This is a genomic window from Helicobacter pylori SA213A, from assembly GCF_000476275.1.
Lineage (GTDB): Bacteria > Campylobacterota > Campylobacteria > Campylobacterales > Helicobacteraceae > Helicobacter > Helicobacter pylori_CL.
The window spans coordinates 1-16101 of the sequence record NZ_CBOM010000026.1; the positions used below are offsets into that span (position 1 = coordinate 1).

The window sequence follows — 16101 nt, forward strand, 5'->3', positions numbered from 1 at the left end:
TTTAGAAAAAAGAATATTAAAAGGCATTACGCCAAATTCAATAACATTATTTAAAAACATGTTATTGAAAATATTAGTGGAACTCACATCCCCATGTCGTAATCATCATTAGCCGCTTTTTTCATTGGCTTATGCTCTTCTTGGTTGGCTTGCTCTTTTACCTCTTCTCTCTCATCCACTAAACTCGCTCTTTTTTCAGCGTTCATTTTCTCTAAGACTTCTTTAGATTTAGGGTTGAACACAGGCTTATAATCTCTGTCTTTGCTCATTTTAGCTAAATCGTCTATTAGAGTTTTATGATCCCATTTTAAAGTTTGCAAGTATTCTAGTCGTGGGTAAGAAGGTTTTTGCTCCACTAATCTGGTGTATTTAGCAATATTTTCTTGAGTGGTTTCAATGGAGTTTTCTAATTCCTTGATTTTTTCAGGGAGTTTAGTGATAGCGTTATCCAGTCTCTTTAAAAACCCATCAAATTTAATCTCACCGCAGAAATTATAAGAGCTAAACATGTTTCCCGTATCGTTTTTATAAACCATATTGCTAGGGCTATAGGCAATATTTGGATTGTCTTTAGGGCTTAAACTAAACTCTACTTGATACTTAGTTTTATAAGCATTCACCACAAAGCCCTTGTATTCTAAAAGCTTACAATCTCTTTCCTCATTGAAAAACAAGTCGTTCAAATTGCTTGCAAATTGCTTTTTAATAGCGTCTAGTTTTTCTTTATTTTGTTCGGCTATTTGCTTGTTTTGTTCTTTGAGTTTTTTGTGCGTTAATTCTTCACTCATAGAGGCGTTTTCTTTTAAAGGCTTTACTTCTTTAACTTTGATAAGCTCATAATCCTTACTCTCTTCATTTTTCAAATCATAGAGCTTGATCTCTGTATGAGTGGGGATCATTACAGAGCTTTGAAGCGTTTCTAAATCTTTCAATTCCTGTTTGAGATAATCCATTTTAGAAGAGTTGTTTTTCAAATTCTCCTCATTGAAATAATTTTCTTTATTGAAAGCTTTGTATTTTGCTTCTTCGTTTTTGATTTCAGCCCTCAATTTGACTTCTTCAATAATTAAGGGATTGCCTGTCGCTTCTGCTTTCATCTCGCTTGCATTAGAACTCCCCATATTAAAGTCTTCTAATTCATTCAAGCCTAATTTGTGCGCGTTTCTAAATTGCTCTATGCCTTTAGATTTAGTCTCTATGATTTGCCACATACGGCTATCATAAGTCTTTTCAGTGGCGTAGCGATAGATTTTCATTCTAAAATTTTCAGGATCGTTTTGGTGCAAAATATTGCCTTGTCTTATCCCACGCCCCTCCATTTGCAACAATTCATCAGGCCTCCATGGGCAATCTAATTCATGCATAGCGACTAATCTTTCTTGCACATTAGTGCCTACTCCCATTTTAGCAGGACTGCCCAATAATACCCTGACTTTGCCACGATTGAGCTTTTTGAACAAATCCTGCTTTTGCTCTTCGGTTTTAGCGTCATGGATGAAAGCGATTTCATTTTGTGGGATACCCATTTGGACTAAATGCCTTAAAACATCGCTATAAACATCAAACGAACAGCCTTTAGCTATCTCTTCATCTAAATTGACGCTTCTAGCCTCTTTCTCTTTGAGTTCGTTCTCTAATTCTTTCTTGCTAGGAGCGATAAGATTGCCATTTTCATCATAGCTAGACAAACTCTCTAAAAGTTCTTGAGCTTCATCTAGGGGATTTTTATTTTCTATTTCATGAGCGTTATCTAACGCTTCTAAACTCACTTTTTGGCTATGGGTTTTGGGTGTGGATAGCCCTATGAAACCAAGTTGTGTGCCTTTAGTGGCATGAGTTTCTAAATAATTCTCATAGATATTTTTTGCCATAGCATAGCTTTTAGAAAATTCTTTTTCTACTTTAGCGTTAGGGTCAATCAAGCGGTAATCCAAAGCCACTTTTCTAGCGTCTGTGGTGCAAGAAAGGATATTGTCTTGCCCTTTTTTGCTTTTCTTGCCCTCGCATTTTTGCATCCTATCAATGATAGATCCTTCATTATACTTACCATTTTCATCCACCACGCCAATAAATTGAGCCACTTCTTCGCTTCTTTTCACCACCACATTGATAGGTTTATCCCCATACACTTTAGGCACAAAGTGAGGGTTATGCTTTAAAATATCATCATTAGAGACAATATCCGCAAAAGCTCTATACATGGTGCTTAAGCCTTGCACATCGCTAAATTTAGAAAAGCGATTGACCATTTTATAGCTTTGAGCGGAAGTGTCTAACTCAAAATCATTCACCACTTCCCCATAAGTCTTAGCCCAATCATCAAAGAATTCTAAACCTCTTTCTTTGAGCGCATCAGGGGTTAAATAGCGTTGCAAGTGATACATTTCACTTAGGGAATTAGCTATAGGCGTGCCGGTTAAAAACATGATTTTCTTATCGTTTTGATGCAAGTAGCGCGTTTTAATAAACAAATCTCTAGCGCGATTAGAGCCTTGTTGGTTACCAAGCCCTGCAATTTTTTCCATAGAAGTTTCAAAGGCTAGATTTTTGAATAAGTGGGCTTCATCCACAATCAAATTATCAATCCCCATTTGACTAATATCAATATGGGAGCCTTGTTTTTCTAAAATCGCATCGTATTGAGCGCGGATTTTATCCAACTTGTTTTTAAAGGCTCTTTCATTGGGCTTTTTAGTTTCTCTAGGGTTATTTTTATAAGCTAATTCTTGCCTTTCAAAGTTTTTTTCGGCATTCACTAGCTCTTCTTCTTTCAATTCTTCTATGATCTCTCTAGGGTTAGACAATAATTCCAAATGGGTGTGCGCGATAATCACAGCGTCATAATTGTTGTTAGCGATTTGATTGAATAAAAGCTCTCTTTCTTTTTCAGTGATGTCCTTGCTATCAACAACTAACACATTAGCGTTAGGGTAAGCCTTATAAAATTCATCGCCCCATTGCTTGGTTAAATGGTTAGGCACGGCAATGAGGGTTTTATTCACTAATCCCATGCGTTTTTGCTCCATGCAACTGGCTATAGCGCACAAAGTCTTGCCTGCTCCAACCTGATGGTCTAAACACACCGCCCTGTCTTGGATGGTTCTAAGAATAGCGTTCTTTTGGTGGGGTCGCAAGCTGATATGGTGGTTAAAGCCCTCTAGTTCTAATTGCGAGCCATCATAGGTTTTTAAAACAGAGTTATTGAAAGTGTCATTATAGATTTGCTCTAAATGGGTTCTTCTTGTATAATCCTTGTAAATCCAGTCTTTAAAAGCTTCTTTCAATTCTTCTGCTTTTTGTCTGGCGAGATTGCTTTGCTCTTCATCAGCGATAAAGATTTCTTTTTTAGGGTCATTAGGATCAACTTGGGCGTATTTAACGCTCAAATCCTTGTTGTTTAAGACTTTATTCAAAAGGCTTTCAAAAGGCGCTTTATAAGAATGCGCTCTGTCTTTATGCCTGATGCCATAAAGTTCATTCAATTCATCGCTTCTAACAAAAACTTCATAAGCGCCGCTTAAGTGTTCTACTTTGATATTTTCTTTGAGATTGTCTAGTTGGTAATCTGTCATTTTATCGCCGTATTGCTTTTCATAATGGTTAGCGCTCAATTCCATTAAAAACTCTTCTAAATACTGAGTGGGTATCCAAGGGCTGTTGATATTAGCCATGATTTCAGTGGCTTTCAAATCTTTAGGGATAATCAGCTCTAAATCTTTCAAATTAATCTCTAAGCCCTCCACGCCTTGATTGATAGCCTCTTTAACTTCTTTGAGCTTTCTTTTCACATTGCCGTTCAAATAATCGTTCGCTAAAATGTAGTCGCCATCATCCTTGTGGTCTTTATAGATAAGTTTTTGCTCTAAAAGTTCTTTAATCGTGGTTTCTAAGCTTTGGGTTGTGAAATGATCTCTAATGAAATGCAAGTCCAAACACCCTTTTTGATTGACGCTTGCAATTAATGCCTCTTTAGCGTTAGTGATAATTAGTTCTTTTTTAGGGTTTAAAGTCCTTTCAAAAAAGATTTGAGCTTTTTTAGCTTGAGCTTGCCTTGGCTCTATGTTTTGCATTTTAGCGCTTCTAGGGGTGATTTCTTTTTCAAAGTCTTTTTCTAATCCTAAAACTTTAGCGCCATACAAATCTTGTTTGATGTCCTTGCGATTTTTATTCTCATTGAGATAGCCAAATTTCTTGACAAATCCATCATAAACAAGATTGAGCTTGGCTCTTTTACTTTCTAGCTCTAAATCAGAGCTTAAGGGGTTTAATTCCGCGCTCGTTAAATCATTCAAAGCGTCTTTGATTTTAAGATAGGCTTTTAGTCGTGAATCTTGGGCTTTAGAGTTGATTTTAGTGGGTCTTAAAAAGATGCCTATTTCATTATCTTGCTCCAGTTTGTAGTAGAGATTATCCCACTTGACTAATTCCCCCCTTTCTAAATTTTTGATAAGCTTTTGAACTTCTTGATAGCGTTCGTTATTTGCATCAATGATGAGAGCGTCTGTTTTAAGGGTAGTCTTATGGTATTGATAGACATCTTTAGGCAATTTTTCTATCGCTTGATTGAGAGCTTGGGGTAAATCTAAGCTTTTATCTTCTAAAGCTTGCAACTCGTATTTGTAAATTTGTTCGCCATTGATTTCAAAGCTATAGCGGGTTTTTTCCAAACTCAAATGCCCTAGAATGTTTTCAGGGTGGTGGATAAAGTATTCATTTAAGGTTTGTTCGTTGAGATTGATATTATTCTCGCCAACCTTATCAATGAAGTCTTTGATGATCTTATAGTCTTGTTCTTTATAGCCAAAGTTAGCGGTGTCTATTTTTTCATACCAGCGTTGCAATTTTTCTTGTTGGAAACCAAAATGGCTTGCAATCGCATTGACAATCTTAAGTTGATCGCTAGGAATAAAACTATCAAAGCGGTTGTTTTGCAAGGCAAAAAGGGTGTCATCATCCAAGTTATCAATGATCTTGTCGTAATAAGGCATAGCTTTAGTGAAGCTTTGATTGGTTGCTTTATCAACGCCTTTTTTAAAAAACACAATGTCGCTAGTCACTTCAGTGCCTGTTGCTTTAAACACGCTATTAGGCAATCTTATCGCTCCTAAAAAAGTGGCGTTTTGCGCAATGTGTTCCCTCATTTTAGGGTTTTTAGCATCCATAAACCAAGAACTCACCACAAACGCTCCTATGCCATCATCTTTCAATTCTTTGATAGCTTTCCCTAAAAAGTAATTATGAACGCTCTCGTTACTCAATTCTTTGTCATAAAAGCTATAGATTTTATGATTGCCATAAGGAGGATTGCCCACAAACGCATCGTATTCTTGATAAAAATGGTGGTTTTCTAAAGCGGTGTTTTGGATGACTTGATTAGGGTAAAGGAATTGAGAAATATTAGCGCTAATAGGATCTAATTCTGTGCAAATAAAGCGGTAATTCTTATCGCTTGGCGCATGAGCGATGAATTTACCTGTGCCTAAACTGGGTTCAAAGATTTCTTTTTGATGGTTATCGTTATTAAACCCTAATTGATCTAAAGCCTGATAAATGCTATCAATAACTAATTTAGGGGTGTAATAAGCGTCTCTTGTGCTTGAATAAGCTCTTCTAAATTCATCTTTAGTGAGTAAGGCGTTTAATTCTTTAAATTCTTCAGGGTGTTGATCCTTTTTAAAGTAGCTTTCTAACCCACCCCATCCGCTAAATTGCGCTAGGATTTCTTGCTCTTCTTGAGTGGCGTGATAATCGCCTTTTAAGATCTCTTGTTTGGCTTGCAATTCTTTTAAGAGTTCAATGGCTTTAATGTTAGCCTTATAGCGGTTTTTAGCTCCCTTAATTAAAACTTCTTCGCTCGGTTTAAAATCTATTTTAGGATTAAGGGCGATGGATGGCGTGGTTGGTGTTTCTTGCTCTTGCGTTTCTTGTTTTAGCGTGGTTTGCGTGTTTTCTTGTGTGTCTTGCTTTTGAGCGTTATTAAACTCTACGCTATTATCTGTTATTTCACTCTCTTGCGTGGGTTTTAATCCTACGCTATTATAGATAGCGTTTTTATCAATGGCTTGACTATCCAGTGCATTGAATGCGTTTAAGGTTTCATTCGTTGTTTCAATGGATTTTTGAATGCGATTTTCTAAAATCTCTAAGATTTTTGTGGAGCTGATTTTTAATTGGAATTTGTCATAAAAGACTTTAGTCGTAGGGTCTTTAAGGAGTTGTGTCCCTACAATACTATCTTTTAAAGGCTCGTTGTTTTGAATGGCTTCTAAGAGCCTAGATCTAAAGTTAGGCTCATTTGCTATGGTGTTGTTTTGAATAGCGTTAAGCAAGCCTTTTAAATTGTCTAAATTTGATAAAAGTCCTCTCTCTTGATCCCTGTTTTTTTCAAGGTTTCCAAGTCCATTTGATGCGCTGAGTCCTGCAGGATATAATTGGCTTTGAGTAGGTGGTAATATTGATTGATTTGAGCTTCCTTGAGCAATTCCATATCGCTCACCCCTTGCGCCCTCTTGATTTGCGCTTCCATTCTGTCTAGGGCTTCTGTCTCCATTTTCGTTTGCTCTATCACTGCTTTTATCAAGCTTATTATCGTTCTTTGATCTTTGGTTTTCATGGTCTGTGGGAAATAATGAACCCATCTGTCCATGATCAAAAAGGCGTAAGCGTCCAGTCTGTCCTGGCTGTTCTCTAGAGAGAGAAAGCCCCAAATCTCTGGAGCTATTTTGTTGATGAGCTTGGGATTGCGGTGGCTGTGATACTCCTCTCTCATCGCTGGGATTATCCCTCTTTTCTTCGCTTCTTGCTCCATTTTCCATTCGGCTTGCTTGACTTGATGCTCCATTGCTATCTGTTCTTGCTGATACTCCATCTCCTCTAGATACATGTTCATGTAATCTATCTCGCTCTCTATGGGGTTTTTCTGAAACTGCCTGTTGGTCGCTAGATCTATAAATTCCTCTTGTTTCTCTCTGCTCTCTAGGCTCAATAAATAAACTAGGGTCTTGGTGTGAAAATTCTTCATCACTCGATCGCTCCACTCTCTCTTGCTGTCCTCCATGTTCGCTTCTGCGGTGAATTTCTTGCGGAATTCCTGCTCTAGCTCTGCTCGGCTCATCTGCACGATTTGTTCTTTCTTTTCCATTTGGTTCTCCTAAATTTTGTTGCTCTAATTCTAAATCAACCATGCTTAAATTTAGATGATTATTATCATTATTTTTAATAATATTGTTAGAAGTATTAGTCTCTATTGTGTTGTTAATAGTGTTATTGTTATTTGCGTTAGAATTTTGCCGCTCATTACTACCCTCTTTAGCTTGAATGATTGCTGCATTCAAGCTTACCAATTTGTTATAACGCTGTTTGTAAGCTTTTTCAAAATTGTTGATGTCTCTTAAGATTTCTTTAAAAGGTTTGATGTCTCTTTGATTCCCATCGCCATTAAGATAAACGCTTTCATAGTATTTTTGCAATTCAATTTTTGCTTGAGCGATTTCTTCCAAACTTAAAAGAGCGCTTTTTAAAGAATAATCTCTGTTTTCTTGTATAGCGCTTATCTCTTCTTTAGTCCAGCCTAAAATAAAACCATTATTAAAGAAAAATTGTTTAATCTTATTAGCGTTATCTGCGCTGAGATGGTTTTCTTTGAGTTTATTTTCATTGATAAGCCTATGCATTTTCCAAGCAAAAGATGCATAATCATCTTTATCTATCCAAGAATAATAATTTGTTGCTGAAAGCAATTGTTGCTCTAGGATTAAAGCATGTGCTTCTTTAGCTAATTCAAATTCTAGTTTTTTAACTTCTTCATTGTCGTTAGTATTCAATTTGGTATTTTCATTGTTTATTGATTCAAAAGGCAGTTTGTTATAGAGCTTAAAACACTCAGCGCTAGAAATACTGGAGATTATTTCTCTTACCAATCCACCATCTTTTGTTCTTTCTACTTCTTGGTAAATATCTTTAAGATAGTCGTATTCTTTAACGATTTCATTGCCATTTTCTAAGATTTTCTTATGCGTTTCATTATGGTGGGTCAATTGGATTTCTAAACCTTGCTCTTTCAATTCTTCTAAGCTGTTTGTGTAGGTTAGGATTTCAATTTCTCTTGTGAAAAATTCTCTATTTCTTATGGTATCAATCAGATCGTATCTTTTAGTGATGCGCCTTTCAAACCCTTCCTTATTCGCTTCATAAACACGAGAACTTTCTTTTATCTCACCATTAGCAAAGAAATTGACATCTTCTTTACTATTATCCTTATATATTCGTTTTTCAAAGCTTAAATACTTTGCCCATTCAATAGGATCTCTAGAAATCATGCTTGCTTTATTGATTTGAGTTTTCACGACATAAGGGAGTGGATCTTGTATTTCATTGTCCTTGTCTGATTCTTCAATAGGGTTGTTTGTTGCAGTATCGCCATTATCTAAGATGCTAAATAAATTCGGTTGTTGGTTTTTAGCTTTCTTTTTTTGCATGTGTAGTCCTTTGGAGTAGGTTTCAATAAGTAAAACCAAATTTGAGAAATAAAGAAACGCACATTTTTTTCAAAATTAGAGCATTTTTTAAAATCCATGTGCCTTTTTTCATTTACCTTACTTATGGCAAGTTTTTTCTCATCAATATTTTTAAGGAGCTATTATGCAAGAAAATGAAAACACATTAGAGCAAGACGCTTTCTATGAAGCTGGGTTTTGCGATGAATTGAGCGTAGAAACCCAACACGAAGAATACATCGCTCAAAGAGATTTTGCAAAATCTAACCCACAAGGAGAAGAAGGTGAATAATCTTAACAACTTAAGCGATGCACAAATCAATAGCATGATTGATTATTTGCAAAACATCTTATTAGAAAGGGGAGAACTTAAGCAAGAGCCACCACAAAATTCAAACTATTCACACAATTCAGAAGAAAATAAGGCACAAAAAACACCCAATCAACCAGATAATTCAGAAAGCAAAGAAGCTTTACTTAAAGCTAAATCCGGTCAAATCAATTATCTTAAAACAAGGATTATTCAAGGTTTGAAAGAAAAAAACTCGCCTTTTTGGGACAAGCCTGAAATAGTGGCTAACAAAGAAAGAGGACATAACGCTTTAAACGGCGAACCTTATTGCAATCTTAACGACATGCTTTTAGATATGGAAAAGAACCGCTTGGGGTTTAAAAGTAATGCATGGGTGAGTTTAGAGGAAGCTAAAATGCTTGGAGCGAGCAAAGAAGAAAGAGATGCGATTTTTAAAGCCACTCAAAATAAAGAAATCTCGCCTGTTCGTTTGATGTTTATCAAAAACAAAGAGCTTGTGCCTTTAGTGGATAATAATGGCGAATTAGTGATTGATAAAAACACTAAAAAACCTAAACACAAGCAGTTTCCTGTCATTGAAAATGGCCAAAAGGTGTTCAAACCTGCCTACAGAGACATTGAGTCTCAAGCACAATTCAAGTTTGTTTATAATGTAGAAATGTTTCCAAGCATTAACAAGGAAAAAATCAAACCTTTAAACTTGGACAAGCTCTTAAACTATGCCTATAAGACTAGGCTCTTCCATCAAAAAGATTATTCGCAAGAAAAAAGAGACAATACAAACATTATTTACGAAGATTTACATAAAGATTTGTCTCTAGATAATAGAAATGAAGCTTTACTAGAAAAGATGCGTAGCTACACTCTGCTTAAAAATGAAAAATACAATCAATTAGCAAATGAAACAAAGCAACAAACCCAAACACGCTCTCAATCTCAAAGCTATTATCAAAAGAAAAATAAAGATTCTAGCGGTATTGAAAGGTAACTTATCATGATAGACAAAGCAAGAAAAAACCTCAAAGACCTTAAAAGCATTTTTCTGTATTGGTATGAGATGTTTGGTTCTAATGATAAGTCTAAAGACATGATGAAAGCCTTTATGAAAGATTTGGCTTTCGCTAAGGATAAAAATGAGATGATTAAAGCTCAAGATAACGAGTTGGTCAAAGAATTCATGCAAGAGTTAAACAGCCTCTCTTTTAAAGAGCAACTAGAATTTTATCAGACCAATAGAGATTATGATCCCAGCCTTGACAATGATGAAAATTCAAGTGAATTATTAGATGCATTCACTGGATCTTTAGAAAACTTAGAAAAACAAGAGATTGCTCTTATTAGAGATCAAAAAAGAGAAAGCGGATTGCAAAACAATGAAGATAATAAGGAAAACGGCAAACTTGTTCCCCTTGACAAAAAAGAAACTTCAAAAGAAGAAGAACTGGAAAGCAAGGAAAAAGAAACACTGGGTTTTAACCACTCTTTAGGCGTTAGTGTTTTAAGAAGTCGCGTTGAAGAAGCTAAAAATCATTTTAATGAAAAAGAAAAAGGCTCTAACAAGCGATTTAGCGATAAGGAATTTAAAAAATTTCTAAAAGAAAGAGCTAAAAACGGCATGACTAATGAAGAAATACAAGTGCTTTTATTGATAATCAACAACAAAAAAAGCAATCTAATGCCTAGTCATAAGGAATTTTTACAAGAATGCCTAATAGAAGCGGTTTTGCACAATAAAAATATCAATAAGACCACTGAGTATGCCATTAGAAAAAATGTCGCACACTTGCCCATCAATAAAACAGAAAGCTTTTTAATTAGAACTTATAATCATTCATTGGGTATTCTCAATGAAAATATTGCTGAAAAACTTAAAATCCCTAAAAAAGAAAAAGAAATACTACAGCCTTTAAATGCAAACGAAGAACAAGCTTTAAACACCGCTTTAGAAAACAATGAAATAGATGCAAGAACTTTCAAATCATGGGAGTTTGGAAGCAAAGAAGCAAGCAAAGAAAACGCCTCTATGAGTGAAGAATTAACACAAAATAATTCTAAATTATCTCATTTTAATGAAAACAGCACCACTCAAAATAATGTAGGACAAAATAATGTAAAAGAGCTTAACAATAAAACCAATAACTCTAAACAAAATCATTCGCTTTCAAATTTGGATCTAACTTCAAATACCGACTACAACAAGCTTGTAGCGGACATGTTTGAAAATCAAATGGACGCTAATGGCAATTATGTTGGCAAAAAATTTAGCGAAGCTTACAACAACAAAACTCCCTATAAAGTCGCTACCGGTAATGCTAGTGAGCGTAGTGTTTATTTGTATTCAAAAAAAACTAAATCCAAAAATGTTGGAATGGAGCGCTGATGAAAAATCAACACAAAAATCCCCCAACAAAAGCTTTTTCAAACAATGTCAAATGGCGTGATTTACGCTTGATGGTGCAAGTTGATCAAGCGTTTAAAGTTTTTAGTGGAATTGAAATAAAGGAGCAAAAACAAATGAAAACTTGTTCATATAACCATTTTTTATTTTTCTGCTTTATTCTAGGAGCGTTTTTATTAGGTTTATTTAGTCCAGCTTATGCTTTAAGCATTATCACCACTAAAGAAATTGACGCTAATTTGCCTAATGGAGCGATAGAAAGCAGGGTGGTGTTAGGCAAGAGAGTGTTTAAAGTAGAAGCTCATGGGTTTTATTTTAGAAACAACGCAACTAACAGCATAGATATAGAAATCACCAGTCTTTTAAGAGACAATCAATCGTTTCCTTTGACTAGCTCCGCTAAAACCAGTTTAAAAATACCTCCTAACGCCAAGATTAAAAAATCCACTCTCCTTGTTTTAAAAGGCGAGAATGCTGAAGAAGTGGCTAAGATTTTAGGCATTAGTAAAGAAGAATACCAAAAGCTAGAAAACACCGCTCAAACCAACGCTACCAATGACCCTATGTATGCTAACACGCCTTTTAGCAACCCTAACAGCTCCAATGATAACGCTACCAATAGTAAAGATGGTGCAAATGGGAGTAATGGCTATGGGGTAAATGGCAACGATGGGATAAATGGGAGCAGTGGGAGTAATGGAAATAATTCAAATAATAATGCCGTGGGCAGTGGTATTGATACAGATGGCGTGTTAGGGGTGGACGGAGTGAATGGATCTAACTCTTCAAGCGGTGGCTCTGTAGGGGGTTATGAGAACAATTTCACTAATCATGGCTCTACTAACAACAACACAGGAGGGTATGACAATTTTAATAATAATAGCTCAAGTGGTGGGGGATTAGGGAATGGGGGTTTTTTCCCTATTCCTTTTGGTAATGGTGGCACAAACAATTCCAATAATCCTAATAACAGCCCAACTAATGGCAGTAGTTCTAATAGCGCCATTAATCCTAACTCGCAAGAAAACAATTACTCCAGCCAGTATTGTAAAGTTCCTGAATTAAGCCCCAACAATACGATGAAACTAGATGTTATCGCTAAAGATGGTTCTTGTATTTCTATGAACGCTTTAAGAGATGACACTAAATGCGCTTATAGATACGATTTTGAAGCCGGTAAGGCTATCAAGCAAACGCAATACTACTATGTAGATAGAGAAAACAAAACGCAAAATATCGGTGGTTGTGTGGATTTGCAAGGCGCTCAATACGCCATGCAACTTTACAAAGATGACAGCAAATGCGCCTTACAAACCACGAGCGATAAAGGTTATGGTATGGGGAAAACTCAAACCTTCCAAACTGAAATCGTGTTTCGTGGGATGGATAATCTAATCCATGTCGCTGTGCCTTGCAGCGATTATGCAAGGGTGCAAGACAGGATTGTTAGGTATGAAAAAAATGATAAAACCCAAACCTTAACGCCCATAATAGATCAGTATTACAATGATCCAAACAATCCTAACAAACAACAGATTTTAAATCGTGGGATTGCTACCCAATTAAGCTCACAATATCAAGAATTTGCATGCGGTCAATGGGAATACAATGACGCTAAATTAGAAGCCAAAAGACCTACAATGTTAAAAAGCTATAACAAGCTTAATGGCGAATGGGTAGAAGTTACGCCTTGCAATTTTGAAGCAGGGATTAAAAGTGGTGCGGTTGTTAGCCCTTATGTAATGGGTGTGTCCAGCTCTAAAGTCTTAAGCGATATTACTACAAGCCATTATTTTAAGATAGAAAGAAAAAATTATGGTGAGAGAGAACAATGCCAAAAACCTTATGGAGTCAATCGTTGCCAACCGCAATATTTCCATACTGATCCTAGTATCACCGATTGGAGCGCCACTTACAAAACCACTACCACTCAAACCACTCAACCTTATTTACGCCCAGCCCAAGATAATGAAAGCCCCACAACCTATAATCTTATCACCACTCAAACCACCATCAACAGGACTCAAAGCGTTTTGAAAAACGAATTGAATTTGAGCAATGATTATTTGAAGTATGTAGAAATCCATCAAGGCTATTACAAGGATAATGAACTTAAACAATCGCAAGGCTATATTGATTGGTCTAATTACTACCTCAATCAGAATGAAGGATTTTGCTCTCAATATAACATTTGGAGTGAAAACACAAAGATTGGTAAAAATTGGTATCGTTGGCATGATAATAAAATTTCTTGCACTCAAAGACTGATTTATAGACCCTTTCAAGGATAAGGCATGAAAGCGTTGAAGACTTTTTTAAAAAAATCCCTTATTTTGTTGTTGGCGGTTGCTTTAAACCACTTAAACGCTGTGGCTATGATTGTGGATAACCCTACGCAGAACGCTTGGAATGGTGCTAAAAGAGCATGGGATGAAAGCAAGTGGGCTAAACATTTAGCCACTATCACTGAAAGGATCAAGCTCGCTCAAGACACATTAGATAGGACTAATCAGACGCTTAATTCCATCAACAAAGTGAATGATGTTTTGAATAAAACCAATCAATTTCTAACAGGCAGTATTTTAAGCGTCCCCAATCCCATGCAGTATGTAGAAAAAATCCAAAGTTTTGCCAAACAAGTTCAAGCCAATGCTGAAAGGATCAAAGAAAATGCACAAAACTATGATATACGCAATCAAATTGCAGCCAAACGAATCTCTGAAAAATGCCCTGAACTCAATTGGGATGTCAGTCAGGACGCAAGTCCTACAGAGAAAAACTTACACCAATTTTTCACGAGCAAGGGCAAAGAAAACGCTGACACAAAGGCTCTAAAGGATTTTGCTAACGCCATAGGCAACACTCAAATAGGAACAGCGACCGATTTAGGAGCCGGACTTAAAGGCAGAGCCTTATTAGAATACATTTGCATTCAAAAAGGCAATTTAGAAGCGGCTAAAAAAATCCAATTATTAGACAGCCAAATGACTTTAGCTCTACTCAATAACGACTATACGGCTTATGAAAAACTTATAGCTGAAAAAGAAGAATTGAAAAAACAAATCGCTTCAAATGTGTATGCTAAAGTCAAACAGCTTGCTGTAGCTTCCCAAGATAGAGCGTTTAGTCAAATGGATAATGAACTGGGCGTTAAAACTTTTGGGTTTAACGATGAGAATGTTAAAAAAGGTTATTGCAAAAAAGAAAACAGAAATGGCAAAAGCGAGTGCATCCCTAATATGCTCAATGTTAATCGCTTAAAAGTGCAATTTGATGAGCTTAATTTAGATTATAGTAGGGATATTGCTGGCAAAAAAGGTGAAGCAGCCGCTAAAGTGTTCAATGACTACAAACACCGATTTCAGCAATTAAGCGTAGAAACTGCTTTAGAAATCGCTCAAAATTTAAGCTTCATGAATAAGACACTGGGTTTAATGGCGCAAATGCAAAGCTATGCATTCAAGCAACAAATGGGCTATTTTGAAGATATTATTCCTACTGACGCTCTAAAAGATAACAAAGAGCATCAAGAAAATCTTAAACAAAAACAACAAGAAATAGAAAAAGTCTATAGGGCTAAATTGGACGCTTATGGTTTCCCTAATGGTAGTGTAGGAAAGGCAAGTGGCGTGAATTCAAATAGCAATAATGAAGTTCCAAGCTCTGATAATATTCAGTCGTTTAATCCGTATTGAAATAAGGGTTATTGTGTTAAAATTAGTCAAATATTTCACAAAGGATTTTGTATGTTTAAAAGCAGATTAAATTCATGGATTTTGTTAGGGATTTTTGGGCTTTTAGTGGTGGTTTTTTGGGATGTTATAAAATACAAAATAGAAGATTTGAAACATGCTCATTATCTATCACAAGTGAAAGAAAGGGAAGAATATTATAAAAACCATATAGAAGAAGCTTTAAAAAAGGATAGCGAATGCTTTGAAAAAGGAGGCGATAAAGTGGATTGCTCGGCTGCTATGAGAATAGCTGCTGGTGAAAGAAATAGAAGAATGTTGGAGATCAAATAACATGGCCGCTCCACTACTTGCCTTGCCATTTCTTTCTAATCCTTTAGTGCTTGGTGCTTTAGCTGTCATAGGAATGGGTGCTTATTTATTTTACAATAAGCAAGATTCTTTAGTTGTGCAAGCAGATGGGCTTTACAGCGAAATTCTTGGATTTTTTGTTTCGTTTTCTAACAAGATCTTGAAGGGAATTGGCGAGCCTTTAGCCAATGTTGTCCAACCTTTTGGTATGGTCTTAGGAGTGCTTTTGATCCTTTTGTATTCCTTTAAACGCTATCAAAACAATGATTTATTTGAAATCAAAACCTTTTTAATGCTTTTTGTATTTGTGGGATACCTTTCTTTGTATCATTACGCTTTTAAATCTGATGGTTCTAGTAGCGGTGATGGTCGCTCTAGTTTTGCTTTTCAAAATCATGTAACAGAAATTTTTGACGCACCTGCTAATTTGCTAAATGCTGGGATTTCTAATGTGATTAAGGAATATCAAACAAATAGTGCAGGAGAATATAAGAAGATAGACGCACGCCACAGCATCACTAACGCTAATATTTCATTCCATGTCAGACAAATTTTAAGTAGTTTGAATAAGCTATATGAAGACTTCACAATTAATAATGGGCTATCCCCAAAAACTCTTATTGCAGCTGTTTTGTTATTGGTTATTTTAGGATTAGAATTGTTTTTGTTGTTCAAAGTTTTCTGTTATGTTTTCATGACTTATTTAGAAAAAATTATTTACTTGTCTTTAGTTATTTTTATGTTACCGCTAGGTTTTTTTCAGCAGACTAGAGGTTTTTTAGTGTCTTATGTGAAAAAGATTATTTCATTGACTTTTTACATGCCTTTATTGTTGCTATTAGTGTTATTCAA

Annotated in this window: 8 protein-coding genes; 7 read left to right on the forward strand and 1 reads right to left on the reverse strand. The window is 35.8% G+C overall.

From position 1 onward, the window contains the following. Positions 1 to 83: 83 nt before the first annotated feature. Positions 84 to 8477, reverse strand: coding sequence for an SNF2-related protein (locus tag QT74_RS07290; RefSeq protein ID WP_033765774.1), 8394 nt, complete (start codon positions 8475 to 8477; stop codon positions 84 to 86). 163 nt (positions 8478 to 8640) lie between these two features. Here QT74_RS07290 and QT74_RS08565 point away from each other — a divergent pair, with 163 nt between their 5' ends. The 7 genes from QT74_RS08565 to QT74_RS07320 form a co-directional block, all read left to right on the forward strand. Next, positions 8641 to 8787, forward strand: coding sequence for a hypothetical protein (locus tag QT74_RS08565; protein ID WP_187837103.1), 147 nt, complete (start codon positions 8641 to 8643; stop codon positions 8785 to 8787). After that, positions 8780 to 9796 carry an ArdC-like ssDNA-binding domain-containing protein gene (locus QT74_RS07295; protein WP_033765776.1) on the forward strand — a complete coding sequence of 339 codons (1017 nt, stop codon included), beginning with the start codon at positions 8780 to 8782 and terminating at the stop codon, positions 9794 to 9796. Before QT74_RS08565 ends, QT74_RS07295 begins: the two co-directional genes overlap by 8 nt. A 6-nt stretch (positions 9797 to 9802) precedes the next feature. Next, positions 9803 to 11188: a hypothetical protein gene (locus QT74_RS07300; RefSeq protein WP_033765778.1), complete on the forward strand. Its 1386-nt coding sequence runs from the start codon at positions 9803 to 9805 to the stop codon at positions 11186 to 11188. Between the two features lie 134 nt (positions 11189 to 11322). Further along, positions 11323 to 13497: a hypothetical protein gene (locus QT74_RS07305; protein ID WP_033765783.1), complete on the forward strand. Its 2175-nt coding sequence runs from the start codon at positions 11323 to 11325 to the stop codon at positions 13495 to 13497. A 3-nt stretch (positions 13498 to 13500) separates the two neighbouring features. Further along, positions 13501 to 14901, forward strand: a complete 1401-nt coding sequence (locus QT74_RS07310; protein ID WP_033765780.1) for a hypothetical protein — start codon at positions 13501 to 13503, stop codon at positions 14899 to 14901. Positions 14902 to 14952: 51 nt separating this feature from the next. After that, on the forward strand, positions 14953 to 15231 hold the full coding sequence (locus QT74_RS07315) for a hypothetical protein (protein ID WP_000477180.1): 279 nt from the start codon (positions 14953 to 14955) through the stop codon (positions 15229 to 15231). Between the two features lies 1 nt (position 15232). Continuing rightward, on the forward strand, positions 15233 to 16101 hold an 869-nt coding region (locus tag QT74_RS07320; protein ID WP_033765781.1), incomplete at its 3' end, for a type IV secretion system protein.

Excerpts from the sequence above, each read along its gene's own strand:
- QT74_RS07290 (WP_033765774.1), bottom strand. The coding sequence starts at position 8,477 with ATGCAAAAAAAGAAAGCTAAAAACCAACAACCGAATTTATTTAGCATC.
- QT74_RS08565 (WP_187837103.1), top strand. The coding sequence starts at position 8,641 with ATGCAAGAAAATGAAAACACATTAGAGCAAGACGCTTTCTATGAAGCT.
- QT74_RS07305 (WP_033765783.1), top strand. The coding sequence starts at position 11,323 with ATGAAAACTTGTTCATATAACCATTTTTTATTTTTCTGCTTTATTCTA.
- QT74_RS07315 (WP_000477180.1), top strand. The coding sequence starts at position 14,953 with ATGTTTAAAAGCAGATTAAATTCATGGATTTTGTTAGGGATTTTTGGG.
- QT74_RS07310 (WP_033765780.1), top strand. The coding sequence starts at position 13,501 with ATGAAAGCGTTGAAGACTTTTTTAAAAAAATCCCTTATTTTGTTGTTG.
- QT74_RS07300 (WP_033765778.1), top strand. The coding sequence starts at position 9,803 with ATGATAGACAAAGCAAGAAAAAACCTCAAAGACCTTAAAAGCATTTTT.